The sequence below is a fragment of the Aggregatibacter actinomycetemcomitans DSM 8324 genome, from assembly GCF_000372365.1.
Lineage (GTDB): Bacteria > Pseudomonadota > Gammaproteobacteria > Enterobacterales > Pasteurellaceae > Aggregatibacter > Aggregatibacter actinomycetemcomitans.
This window is the reverse complement of the sequence record NZ_AQUU01000020.1, coordinates 20,027-31,980: the sequence shown is the minus strand read 5'-3', so window position 1 is coordinate 31,980 and position 11,954 is coordinate 20,027. Positions and strand designations below refer to the sequence as shown.

Sequence of the window (11,954 nt, the reverse complement as noted above, 5' to 3'; positions counted from 1 at the left end):
AAGTTGGTTTGAGGCTTGTTTTTGGAAGATGACGCGTATAGTACGCGGGAAGGGAAGTAAGAAGAGAAAGAACGAGAGAAGCGAAGAGCGGAATAAGAAAGCGAAAGCGCGGAAAGGAGAGAGGATAGTCATCAAAGAATATTGGCGGCGATAGTGCGGTGGTACCACCTGAAACCATACCGAACTCAGAAGTGAAAGGCCGTAATGCCGATGGTAGTGTGGGGCATCCCCATGTGAGAGTAGGTCACCGCCAAGCCTGATAGTGAGCCCTGATGTGAGAGCATCGGGGCTTTTTGTTTTTATAGCGTAGAAATTCCATTGAAAAGACGCTACAATGTCGCACGTATTTCAAATCTCAAGAGAAATTATGACAGCTTTAAATGTACTTATTTACCCGGAAGAGCACCTTAAAGTGGTTTGCGATCCGGTCGTGGAAGTCAATGACAACACGCGTAAGATTATTGATAATATGTTTGATACCATGTATCAGGAAGGCGGTATCGGCCTAGCGGCACCGCAGGTGGATATTTTACAGCGTATTATCACTATTGATATTGAGGGTGACAAACAAAACCAGTTAGTGTTGATTAACCCTGAAATTTTGGAATCGGAAGGTGAAACCGGAATTGAAGAGGGTTGTTTGTCGATTCCCGGATTTCGTGCGTTAGTGCCACGTAAAGAGAAAGTGACTGTAAAAGCGCTGGATCGTCATGGCAAAGAATTCACCTTAAAAGCCGATGGTCTGTTGGCAATTTGTATTCAGCATGAAATTGATCATTTAAACGGTATTCTTTTTGTGGATTATCTCTCTCCATTGAAACGTCAGCGGATTAAAGAAAAGCTGATTAAAATGAAAAAGCAGATGGAAAAGCAAAAATAATTCTGAACTTCTAAAAAGTGCGGTAATTTTTCACCGCACTTTTATTTATCTATACGCAGAACATGATGAAACCACTCAATATTATCTTTGCCGGTACGCCGGACTTCGCTGCACGGCATTTACAAGCCTTACTCAATTCTTCCCATAACGTGATTGCGGTTTATACTCAACCGGACAAACCCGCCGGTCGGGGAAAGAAATTGCAATCCAGCCCGGTGAAACAGTTAGCCGAGCAACATCAAATTCCCGTCTATCAACCGAAATCTTTACGTAAAGCGGAAACACAAGCAGAATTGACCGCACTTCAGGCGGATGTCATGGTCGTTGTGGCGTACGGTTTGATTTTGCCACAAGTGGTGCTGGATGCACCGAAGTATGGCTGTCTCAATGTGCACGGTTCTCTGTTGCCGCGTTGGCGCGGTGCGGCGCCGATTCAGCGGGCGATTTGGGCCGGTGATGCACAAACCGGAGTAACCACTATGCAAATGGATGCAGGCTTGGATACAGGCGATATGTTGCACAAAGTTTATTGTGACATTACTTTGCAGGAAACTTCCGCCGGTCTATATGCCAAGCTGGCAGAAATTGCTCCCGCTGCGCTGGTTGAGGTGTTGGATCATTTAACCGACGGCACTTTTACCGCCGAACGCCAGGATGACGCGCAAAGTAGTTATGCCGAAAAATTATCAAAAGAGGAAGCAAAACTGAATTGGCAATTATCGGCGGCACAACTGGAACGCAATATCCGCGCCTTTAACCCTTGGCCTATTGCCTATCTGGAATTAACCGACGGGGCAGGCAATCCGCAAACCCTGAAGGTTTATCAAGCCGCTGTGCTGCCGCATACCAATAAAGCCCCCGGAACGATTTTATCGGCGGATAAGCACGGCATTCAAATTGCGACGGTTGACGGCGTATTGAATTTGTTACAGTTACAACCGTCAGGCAAGAAACCTATGTCCGCACAGGATTTGTTAAACGGGCGTGCCGACTGGTTTCAGGTCGGCAAGGCATTGCCATAATGAAAACGAGCAAAGCAAAAACGTCGGCGGAAACCACCGCACTTTCCGCCCGCACGGCAGCGGTACAAATTCTTTTTCAGGTGCTGGAACAGGGGAAATCACTTTCATCCCTGTTGCCTGATGCTCAGGTGGTCATCAAAGCGCAGGATCTGCCGTTGTTACAGGAAATTTGCTTTGGCGTATGCCGTGTGTTGCCCCGTTTGGAACAGATTATTGCACAATTGGTTGATAAACCATTGCGCGGTAAAAAGCGTATTGTGCATTGCTTGCTGTTGGTCGGTTTGTATCAGATTTTATACACCCGTATTCCCGTTTATGCCGCCGTGGATGAAATAGTGAACACCGCTAAAAATCTGCAATTACAAAGTTTTCAGGGCTTGGTGAACGCCGTGTTACGTCGTTTTTTGCGTGAACAAGAAAGCATGCTGGCAAAAGTTGATAAACATTGGCAAACGCTACATCCCGACTGGTTGGTAAATAAGCTGAAAAAAGTGTACCCGAATTGGCGTGAGATTATCGAAGCTAATAACCAAAAACCGCCTATGTGGTTGCGGGTCAACACACAAAAAAACAGCCTGGAAACGTACCGCACTTTATTGACGGCACAGCAAATGGACGCGCAGATCACGTCCCATCCGCAGGCACTGGGATTAACGCAGCCGACTTCCGTGCAGTATTTGCCGTTATTTGCCGAAGGCGGCGTGACGGTGCAGGATCTCCATGCCCAATGGGCGGCGTTGTTGTTACAGCCGCAAAACGGTGAACTGATTTTAGACGCCTGTGCGGCACCGGGCGGCAAAACCACCCATATTTTGGAACTGGCACCGCAGGCGGAAGTCGTGGCTTTGGATGTGGAAGAAAACCGTTTACAGCGGGTAAAAGAAAATCTGGCGCGTATGCAGCAGCAGGCGACCATCGTATGCGGTGATGCGGCAAATCCGCGGGCATGGTTGACGAAATTGGGGAAAAGTGCGGTGCGTTTTGACCGCATTTTATTAGACGCACCTTGTTCCGCCACCGGTGTGATTCGTCGTCATCCGGATATTAAATGGCTGCGTAAAGAAGCGGATATCGAACCGTTGGTTGAACTACAAGAGCAAATTTTGCAGGCATTATGGCCGTATTTGAAACCGAGCGGGGTTTTGTTATACGCCACCTGTTCCGTGCTGGCAGAGGAAAACGCCCGGCAAATTGAACGATTTTTACAACACACACCGGACGCGCAACCTACGGCATTGAATTTGCCGGAAGAGGTGTTGGCGCGCAACCAAAGTGCGGTCGGTTTTCAGTTTATTCCACAAACGGATGGCGGCGACGGTTTTTATTACGCGAAATTGGTTAAACGCGAAAGCTAACGCGTGGCCATGGAGGGAATTGAATGAAAATAATTATTTTAGGCGCCGGGCAAGTGGGTTCCACCCTGGCGGCGAATTTGGTCAGCGAAGATAATGATATTACGTTAATTGATGATGAATCTATGCGTTTGGAGCATTTGCAGGACAAGCATGATTTGCGCGTGATGCAAGGCTTGGCATCATCTCCGAAAGTGTTGCGCGAGGCAGGTGCGCCTGATGCGGATTTATTGATTGCGGTCACCGGTTCCGATGAAATTAACATGGTGGCTTGCCAAATTGCTTATACGCTATTTAATACGCCCACTAAAATCGCGCGTATTCGTAACGGCGAATATTTGAAAGAAAAAGAGAAATTATTTAATCCTGACGTACTTCCTATTGATCATATTATTTCGCCGGAGAATCTGGTCACCAAGGATATTGTGCGTTTGATAGAATATCCCGGCGCGTTGCAGGTGGCGCATTTAGCCAAAGACAAAATCAGTTTGGTCGTGGTGAAGGCGTATTACGGCGGACCTTTGGTGGGCTATCCGATTTCCACGTTGAAGGAACATATTCCTCATGTGGATTGTCGCGTAGTGTCCATTTTACGGCAGGATAAAGCCATTCGTCCGCAAGGTTCAACCATTATTGAAGCGGGCGATGAAGTGACGTTTATTTGCGCGACGGCGTACATCAAAGCAGTCATGAGCGAATTGCAACGCCTGGAAAAACCTTACAAACGCATTATGATTGTGGGCGGCGGTAATGTCGGCACCGGCGTGGCGAAGCAATTGGAAGATCACTGCACGGTGAAACTCATCGAACGCAATACCGAGCGTGCTGCGGTGTTAGCGGAGAAATTATCGAAAACCCTGGTGTTTAACGGTGACGCCTCCGACCAATCCTTGCTGTTTGAAGAACATATTGAAAATATTGATGTTTTTCTTTCCCTTTCCAGTGATGATGAAGCCAATATTATGTCCGCGCTGTTGGCAAAACGGCTCGGTGCGAAGAAAGCCATGGTGTTGATTCAGCGTATGGCATACATCAGTTTGATTCAAGGCGGCACTATTGATATTGCCATTTCGCCTCAACAAGCGACGATTTCCGCCTTGCTCGGACATGTGCGTAAAGGCGATGTGGCAAATGTAGTTTCTCTGCGTCACGGCTTGGCGGAAGCCTTGGAAATCATTGTACATGGCGATGAAACTACCTCTAATGTTATTGGTCGTCTTATCGGCGACTTAAAATTACCCACCGGTGCAATTATCGGCGCAATTCTGCGCGGGAATGAAGTCATTATCGGCAATAATCAACTTGTTATTCAGGAAGAGGATCATGTGGTCGTGTATTTAAGCGATAAGAAATATATTTCCGACCTGGAAAAATTATTCCAGCCAAGTGCATTTTTTATCTAAATACGCGGAAAAAATTGTGCTTCTTAAATAAACTATCTATAATATACAGCCTTTTTAATCGGTAGTGTGCGGTAGTGTGCGTATCACATTTTATTTTTAACAAGTCTTAGGAGAGCATTATGAGTTTCATTAAAGAATTTCGTGAATTTGCCATGCGTGGCAATGTTGTTGATATGGCAGTCGGTGTAATCATCGGTGGCGCTTTCGGTAAAATTGTCAGTTCATTGGTGGCTGATGTTTTTATGCCGGTATTAGGTATTTTAACCGGTGGCATGGACTTTAAAGATTTGAAATTCGTCTTGGAACCGGCAAACGGTGATATTCCTGCCGTGACGTTAAACTATGGCGTATTTATTCAAAACGTATTTGATTTTGTTATTATTGCGTTTGCCATTTTCATGATGATTAAGGCGCTAAACAAACTGAAAAAACCGGAAGTGGCGGAAGAAGCGCCGGCAGAGCCTTCAACGGAAGAAAAATTATTAACTGAGATTCGTGATCTCCTCAAAAAATGATTTTTAGCCAAGAAAAATCTTCTCAATTAGGGAAGATTTTTCTTTCTTGTTGCATATCCTATTTTCCCTTCATCTTTCTTACCAAGGATAAATTATGACAAATTTAGATGAATTACAGGCGGAAACCCGCGAGATCATTACCGATTTATTAAATGACGGTAGCGATCCAAATGCGCTTTATATTATTGAACATCATATCTCTCATCATAATTTTGATAAATTGGAAAAAATCGCTATGGACGCCTTTAAATCCGGTTATGAAGTGTCCGAGGCGGAGGAATTTGAGGAAGAGAACGGCAGGGTGATTTTCTGTTGCGATATTATCAGTGAAGTGGAATTAAAGCCCGAACTCATTGATGCGCAACAAAAAGAGTTGTTGCCGTTAATCGCCAAATACCAAGGCGGTTATGACGGTTGGGGCACTTATTTTGAAGATCCGGATGCCGATGATGACGAATATGGCGATGACGGTGAATTTTTTGACGAAGATGATGCCTTAGATGATGACGATGAGTTCGTTAAACGTTAAAAAACATTTGTAAAAACAACCGCACTTTTTAATTTTTATAGGAGAAAACCATGAAATTCAAAGATTTAGTTTTATTGCTATTGCCCTTAAGCGTCGCTTTAACTGCCAACGCCGAAGCTAAGGCTACCGACGAACCGGAAAAAAACGTTATTTCTTTTAACACTGAAGTCACGAAAGAAGTGGATTATGACGTAATGGAAGTCACTCTTTTCGTGAAACAGGAAAATAAAAATCTAAAAGAATTGAACCAAGCGATTAACGAGAAAGTGAATGCTGCATTGGATGTGATTAAAAAACAAAGTGCGGTGCAAATTAAGAAAAATACGCGTAACACACAAGTGCGTTATGACAACAAAGGCAAACAATCCGGTTGGATTGAACGTGCCGATTTAGTGTTGGAAAGTAAGGATTTTGTAGTCTTATCCCAAGTCATTTCCGATTTAAACGAGACGTTCGCTATTGCTGATGTCATGCAAAAATTATCTAACGAAGCCGCAGTGAAATTTGAAGATGAAATGCTGAAAAGCGCGTTGGCACAGTTCCAACATAAAGCGCAGTTAATTCAGACTTCTCTTAATGCTAAAGGGTATGAAGTAATCAGTCTGGGGTTGGATAACAGAAATGAAATACCGTATTTTGGGGGGCGTATGATACCGGTGGCTAAAATGAAGTCTTTCGCTTCAGAGGTTGCTGACGAAGTGAGTCTTGACAGTAATGATAAAGCAGAATTAAAGACCTCGGTGAGTGCACAAATTAGGTTACTGAACTAATCGCTTTTGCTTGAGAATAGTTTCTATAAAATAACAAGCTTTTCTGCGCTTATGTTTTGCGCAGAAATTCTTTTTTTGAACAATGAGGTAAACCATGAAAGTTGCAAAAAATGTTGTGGTAAGCATTGCTTATCAAGTTCGTACCGAAGATGGCGTGTTGGTGGATGAAGCCCCGGCAAACCAACCGTTACAGTATTTACAAGGCCATAATAACTTAGTTATCGGCTTGGAAAATGCGTTAGAAGGCAAATCCGTCGGTGATAAATTTGAAGTCCGCGTGAAACCGGAAGAAGGTTACGGCGAGTATAATGAAAATATGGTACAACGCGTACCAAAAGATGTGTTTGTCGGCGTTGATGATTTAGAAGAGGGTATGCGTTTTATTGCTGATACCAACATGGGGCCGTTGCCGGTGGTGATTACCGAAGTGTGCGATACCGATGTGGTAGTTGACGGCAACCACATGTTAGCCGGTCAGGAATTACATTTCACCGTCGAAGTGGTTGATACTCGCGAAGCGACTTTAGAAGAAATCGCACACGGTCACTTACACCAAGAAGGTGGTTGCTGCGGTGGTCATGGTCATGACAGTGATGAAGAAGGTCACGGCTGCGGTTGCGGCGGTCATCACCATCATCATGACCACCATCATCATGGCGAAAGTGGTTGCGGCTGTGGCGGCAAACACTAAAAAAACACCTTAAGAAAAGACCGCACTTTTTACGTTGCGGTTTTTTGTTTTAGGCTAGAGACTGACACTACTTATTTAGCATCAGCTTTTTTCAGCATGTCATACATCTGATCTTTCAGACGTAATTTTTCCTTTTTCAACATTTCCACTTCATTGTGCGTACCCAATTCAATATGGGATTCAATGTTTTTAATACGTTGGTCCAGTTCGTTATGTTTATCAAATAGATTGGCAAAATAAGCATTTTCGGTTTTGAGTTTTGTAATTAACTCTCTGAATTCCGGAAACATAGGATTGATACCTCATCATAAGTTAAGTCAGTTAACGATGATTATACCGCCATTATCTTATCGAATTCCACCGGAAAGAAACGTGCGGGAGATCACAAAATGCACGTATAAAGTTTAACATTTTTATCACAAATGATGTTCCCGTCGAATTTTTGCCAATAAAGCGTCGCAGCATTGATCCAACAATGTGTAGGTCTGATTAAAATCTTTGGTGTACCAAGGATCGGGAATATGGTCGGTGCCTAATGTCGGGCAAAGTGCGGTGATTTGAAACAGCTTTTTCGGATGAGAACCGAACAACCGCTCTAAATCGCGCAGGTTGTGGTTATCCATGGCGATAATATAATCAAAATCCGTCCAATCTGTTGACCGCACTTTACGGCTGACAAAGCCGTTGGAAGAAATTTTATGCCGATCCAATATATCGGCGGTACCACAGTGCATATCTTCGCCGTCATGCCAGCCGGACGTGCCTGCGCTGGCAGTAATGATATGCTTTTGTACATTGGCTTGTTTTACTTTCTCGCGCATTACGTACTCTGCCATGGGAGAACGACAAATATTGCCTAAACAGACAAAAAGAATTTTAACTAGTGACATGATTTTTATCCAAAAAGTCATAAAAAATTCTCGTAGCGAGGATTTTTCTAATAAATTAGCAGGTTCCCCATAAATCATATTCGTCGGCGTCGGTGATCGTCACGGAAATAACGTCGCCGATGTTGACCGCACTTTGGCTTTGATTTTCCACATACACCACGCCGTCGATTTCCGGCGCATCCGCCATGGAACGACCGATCACGCCTTTCATGTTCACTTCATCCACAATCACCGACAGGGTTTTGCCGATTTTTTGTTGTAAGCGTGCGGCAGAGATTTCTTGTTGTACTTGCATGAAACGGTGGAAGCGTTCTTCTTTCACTTCTTCCGGCACCTGATCCGGCATATCCGTCGCCGGCGCGCCTTCTACCGGGCTGAATTTGAAGCAGCCTACGCGATCCAGTTGGGCGGCTTTGAGGAAATCCAACAACATTTGGAAATCTTCTTCCGTCTCGCCCGGGAAGCCCACAATAAAGGTGGAGCGCAAGGTGAGTTCCGGGCAAATTTCACGCCATTGCTGAATGCGTTCTAAAGTGCGGTCGATTTTGCCGGGTCTTTTCATTGTTTTGAGAATTTTCGGGCTGGCGTGCTGCAACGGAATATCCAAATAAGGCAATAATTTGCCTTCTGCCATGAGCGGAATCAGATCGTCTACGTGCGGATACGGATAAACATAATGCAAACGCACCCAAACGCCGAGATTGCCCAGCTGGCGGCATAAGCTGATGAGGTTATTTTTAATCGGCATGCCGTTCCAGAACACGGTTTTGTTTTGATTTTCTTTGCTTTGATCGAGGGCATACGCCGAGGTATCTTGCGACACGATCAGCAATTCTTTCACCCCCGCGTCCACCAGGCGCTTCGCTTCGTCTAACACTTGCGTAATCGGGCGACTGTCCAAATCGCCGCGCATGGACGGAATAATGCAGAAGGTGCAGCGATGGTCGCAGCCTTCGGAAATTTTCAAATACGCATAATGCTTCGGCGTCAGTTTCACCCCTTGCGCCGGCACAAGGCTTTCATAAGGGCTATATTGCGGTTTCGGCACATATTTGTGCACCTGATTCATCACGGTTTCATAACTGTGCGGACCCGAAATTTCCAACACTTTCGGATGCACCTGGCGAATTTGGTCTTCTTTGGCACCAAGGCAGCCGGTCACAATCACTTTGCCGTTTTCTTCCAACGCCTCGCCGATGGCTTCCAACGATTCCTGCACCGCGCTGTCAATAAAACCGCAGGTGTTGACGATCACCAAATCGGCGTTTTCATAGCTCGGAATGATGTTATAACCATTGGAACGCAATTCCGTCAAAATGCGTTCCGAATCCACTAAATTTTTCGGACAACCAAGGCTGACAAAGCCGATATTGGGGGGCGTGCTCATAAATTTTCTCAAATCATCTATCGTAAAATAAAAATGGCTAATTTTACTTGTTTTAGTACAAAAAGGCGACAGAAATGTAAGCCGAATCGCGGTTCAACGCACCTAAATAGGGCGACGGCTTTCAATTTCAGTGGAATCGTATATAATGTGTGCCGTTTTTTAGCCGTTAAAAAGCAACCTAATATTAATCTTAACAAGAGGAAAAATCATGGCAAAACAAAAATATGCCTTGCAAACCCCGCCTCAAAACGTGCAAGGGACGCTGACGTATCAGCATCAACGCGGGGTGATCAAAGATAATGCCATTCAGGCGTTATTACACGACAAACTCTTTCGTCAACGCATTGAGCGTAACAAGAAAGGCAAAGGCAGTTATCAGCGTAAAGCGAAACACGCAAATCGTTATTACGAAAAGCCCGATAATAATATTTCTCTGATCAGAGATGTTATTATCGGGCTTTTTTCTTTCTATTTATTTTGTGCAATATATTGATATTGAAGAGGTTATTATGACAGCAAAAACAGAAGTTTTATTTAACAACACATGGAACGTCAGAATCAGCGACCCGGGTGAAGAGGGCGCGCAAAGTCATTTTTTTGAAACCATTTATATTACGTTAGAAGCGCATATTAACGGAAACGACACCACATACGAATTTACCCGCAAAGTGGAAGACCAAATTAAGATTAAAAAAACATTCACCGATTTGGACAAATTATTCATTTATTTAAGCGAACAAATTTCCCCGGTGGCGTTGGGGCATTTGGGCATTAAAATCGGGAATTTGAGGTTGACAAATGAATAGTTGGTCGTGCCAAAACTTAACAGTAAACCCTACATTGTGTCGGGTTTACTTTATGGCGCAAAAAGTGCGGTTATTTTTCAAGGTGTTTTTTCGTGGGTGGTGTTCACAGAATTGCCAGTACGCTTTCCGGCGGGCGTCCGATTTTGGCTTTGTCGCCGTTAATCACGATAGGGCGCTCTAATAACGCGGAATGTTGCGCAATAGCTTGTAGCAAGTCCTGTTGACCCAGTGTCGGGTTATCTAAACCGAGTTTTTTATACAGATCATCTTTGGTGCGCATCATTTGGCGGATGTCGCTAATGCCTAATTTATCGGCGATGGCTTGCAGCTCCGCAACGGAATAGGTTTTCTGCAAATAAAGCTCGATTTGTGGTTGAATTTGATGGCTTTCCAATAATGCCAGGGTTTCACAGCTTTTGGAGCAGGATGGGTTGTGATAGATAATAATGGACATAGAAATTCCTTATGTTAGTGTAATTTGCCTAGATTTTACCTTATAATCAGGCAAAATTTATAGAGGTAATTACATGATTGAAATGTTAAAAAATTGGTATCGGAGACGATTTAGCGACCCGCAAGCTATGGGGTTGTTCGCTATTTTATTCTTCGGTTTCGTCGCAATTTATTTTTTTAGTGATTTAATTGCGCCGCTGTTGGTAGCGATTGTGTTAGCGTACCTGTTGGAATGGCCTGTGCGCTTACTAAATGAAAAGTTGAAGTGCCCGCGTTTGCTTGCTACCGGCTTGGTTATTGGCAGCTTTACCGGCTTGGTGTTTTTGGTGGTTTTAGTGTTGATTCCGAATTTGTGGACACAAATGGTCAATTTATTAAGTGATTTGCCGCATATGTTTAATCGGTTTAATGAATGGCTGCTATCTTTGCCGGTACGCTATCCCGATATGATTGACGCACAAACCGTGGAATCTATTTTCGGCACGGTGAAAGAGAAAATTCTGGGCTTGGGCGAATCGGCGTTGAAACTGTCTTTGGCGTCAATTATGAACTTGGTGACGCTGGGGATTTATGCGTTTTTAGTGCCGTTAATGGTGTTTTTCCTGTTGAAAGATAAGCGTCAGTTAATGGACGGTGTGAGCCGTTTTTTACCGCGTAATCGCACTTTAGCGTCAAAAGTGTGGGTGGAAATGCAACAGCAAATTGCCAATTATATTCGCGGAAAATTGGTGGAAATTTTGGTCGTTACCATAGTGACTTATGCGATTTTCCTGATTTTCGGGTTGAATTACCCGTTATTGTTGGCGGTAGCGGTCGGGCTTTCTGTGTTGGTGCCTTACATCGGCGCTGTGTTGGTGACGATTCCGGTGGTGTTGGTGGCAATTTTCCAATTCGGTGATACGCACACGTTTTGGTACATCGTCATCGCCTTTGTGGTGTCACAGTTATTGGACGGAAATCTGCTGGTGCCGTTTTTGTTCTCCGAAGCGGTCAATCTGCACCCGTTGGTGATCATCATTGCCGTTTTGATTTTCGGTGGCTTGTGGGGATTCTGGGGCGTATTTTTTGCCATTCCGCTGGCGACTTTGGTGAAAGCGGTGGTGAACGCTTGGCCTTCCAATGAAGCGGTGGAATAAAAAAACGCCGGGAAAGACAACCGCACTTTAAGGGCTAAAAGCCAAAGTGCGGTCTAGAATCAAAACGTTTTTAGCATAAAAAATGCAGCCATTTTCGGCTGCATTTTTGCTTTCTTTTGA

At 44.4% G+C, this 11,954-nt stretch carries 15 protein-coding genes and 1 rRNA gene; 12 read left to right on the top strand and 4 right to left on the bottom strand.

All coding sequences use genetic code 11. The features are described from left to right. Positions 1-140 precede the first annotated feature (140 nt). From rrf to slyD, 9 genes are all read left to right on the top strand, one after another. Positions 141-256, top strand: a 5S ribosomal RNA gene (gene rrf, locus A3CS_RS0110220). A gap of 111 nt (positions 257-367) precedes the next feature. After that, positions 368-880: a peptide deformylase gene (gene def, locus A3CS_RS0110215; protein WP_005539504.1), complete on the top strand. Its 513-nt coding sequence runs from the start codon at positions 368-370 to the stop codon at positions 878-880. Between the two features lie 65 nt (positions 881-945). Further along, positions 946-1,902 carry a methionyl-tRNA formyltransferase gene (gene fmt / locus A3CS_RS0110210; protein WP_005548324.1) on the top strand — a complete coding sequence of 319 codons (957 nt, stop codon included), beginning with the start codon at positions 946-948 and terminating at the stop codon, positions 1,900-1,902. Next, positions 1,902-3,257, top strand: a complete 1,356-nt coding sequence (rsmB, locus tag A3CS_RS0110205) for a 16S rRNA (cytosine(967)-C(5))-methyltransferase RsmB (RefSeq protein WP_012820802.1) — start codon at positions 1,902-1,904, stop codon at positions 3,255-3,257. Before fmt ends, rsmB begins: the two co-directional genes overlap by 1 nt. A 23-nt stretch (positions 3,258-3,280) precedes the next feature. Further along, positions 3,281-4,657: a Trk system potassium transporter TrkA gene (gene trkA, locus A3CS_RS0110200; RefSeq protein ID WP_005548326.1), complete on the top strand. Its 1,377-nt coding sequence runs from the start codon at positions 3,281-3,283 to the stop codon at positions 4,655-4,657. 119 nt (positions 4,658-4,776) lie between these two features. Continuing rightward, positions 4,777-5,172, top strand: a complete 396-nt coding sequence (mscL, locus tag A3CS_RS0110195) for a large-conductance mechanosensitive channel protein MscL (protein WP_005548327.1) — start codon at positions 4,777-4,779, stop codon at positions 5,170-5,172. Between the two features lie 94 nt (positions 5,173-5,266). Then, a complete protein-coding gene (gene rraB, locus A3CS_RS0110190; RefSeq protein WP_005539482.1) occupies positions 5,267-5,701 on the top strand; it encodes a ribonuclease E inhibitor RraB in 435 nt (144 codons plus the stop codon). A 50-nt stretch (positions 5,702-5,751) separates the two neighbouring features. After that, on the top strand, positions 5,752-6,471 hold the full coding sequence (locus tag A3CS_RS0110185) for an SIMPL domain-containing protein (protein ID WP_019518464.1): 720 nt from the start codon (positions 5,752-5,754) through the stop codon (positions 6,469-6,471). A gap of 94 nt (positions 6,472-6,565) precedes the next feature. Next, a complete protein-coding gene (slyD, locus tag A3CS_RS0110180; protein WP_005548329.1) occupies positions 6,566-7,162 on the top strand; it encodes a peptidylprolyl isomerase in 597 nt (198 codons plus the stop codon). Positions 7,163-7,233: 71 nt separating this feature from the next. On the opposite strand, the gene A3CS_RS0110175 is transcribed toward slyD, so the two are convergent. The 3 genes from A3CS_RS0110175 to rimO all read right to left on the bottom strand — a co-directional run bounded on the left by A3CS_RS0110175 (position 7,234) and on the right by rimO (position 9,439). Further along, positions 7,234-7,452, bottom strand: coding sequence for a YdcH family protein (locus A3CS_RS0110175; protein ID WP_005548330.1), 219 nt, complete (start codon positions 7,450-7,452; stop codon positions 7,234-7,236). Between the two features lie 126 nt (positions 7,453-7,578). After that, a complete protein-coding gene (locus A3CS_RS0110170; RefSeq protein WP_025298109.1) occupies positions 7,579-8,052 on the bottom strand; it encodes a low molecular weight protein-tyrosine-phosphatase in 474 nt (157 codons plus the stop codon). A 55-nt stretch (positions 8,053-8,107) separates the two neighbouring features. Then, complete coding sequence (rimO, locus tag A3CS_RS0110165) at positions 8,108-9,439, bottom strand: 30S ribosomal protein S12 methylthiotransferase RimO (RefSeq protein WP_005548332.1); 1,332 nt, start codon at positions 9,437-9,439, stop codon at positions 8,108-8,110. Positions 9,440-9,647: 208 nt separating this feature from the next. Here rimO and A3CS_RS0110160 point away from each other — a divergent pair, with 208 nt between their 5' ends. Beyond that, positions 9,648-9,932, top strand: a complete 285-nt coding sequence (locus A3CS_RS0110160; protein ID WP_005539471.1) for an alternative ribosome-rescue factor A — start codon at positions 9,648-9,650, stop codon at positions 9,930-9,932. After that, entirely contained in the window at positions 9,883-10,245 is a 363-nt protein-coding gene (locus A3CS_RS0110155) for a DUF5377 family protein (RefSeq protein ID WP_005548333.1), read from the top strand. The genes A3CS_RS0110160 and A3CS_RS0110155 overlap by 50 nt, the downstream gene beginning before the upstream one ends. A 103-nt stretch (positions 10,246-10,348) precedes the next feature. On the opposite strand, the gene arsC is transcribed toward A3CS_RS0110155, so the two are convergent. Then, a complete protein-coding gene (gene arsC / locus A3CS_RS0110150) occupies positions 10,349-10,699 on the bottom strand; it encodes an arsenate reductase (glutaredoxin) (RefSeq protein WP_005548334.1) in 351 nt (116 codons plus the stop codon). Between the two features lie 73 nt (positions 10,700-10,772). Here arsC and A3CS_RS0110145 point away from each other — a divergent pair, with 73 nt between their 5' ends. Further along, complete coding sequence (locus A3CS_RS0110145; protein WP_005548335.1) at positions 10,773-11,834, top strand: AI-2E family transporter; 1,062 nt, start codon at positions 10,773-10,775, stop codon at positions 11,832-11,834. Positions 11,835-11,954 lie beyond the last annotated feature (120 nt).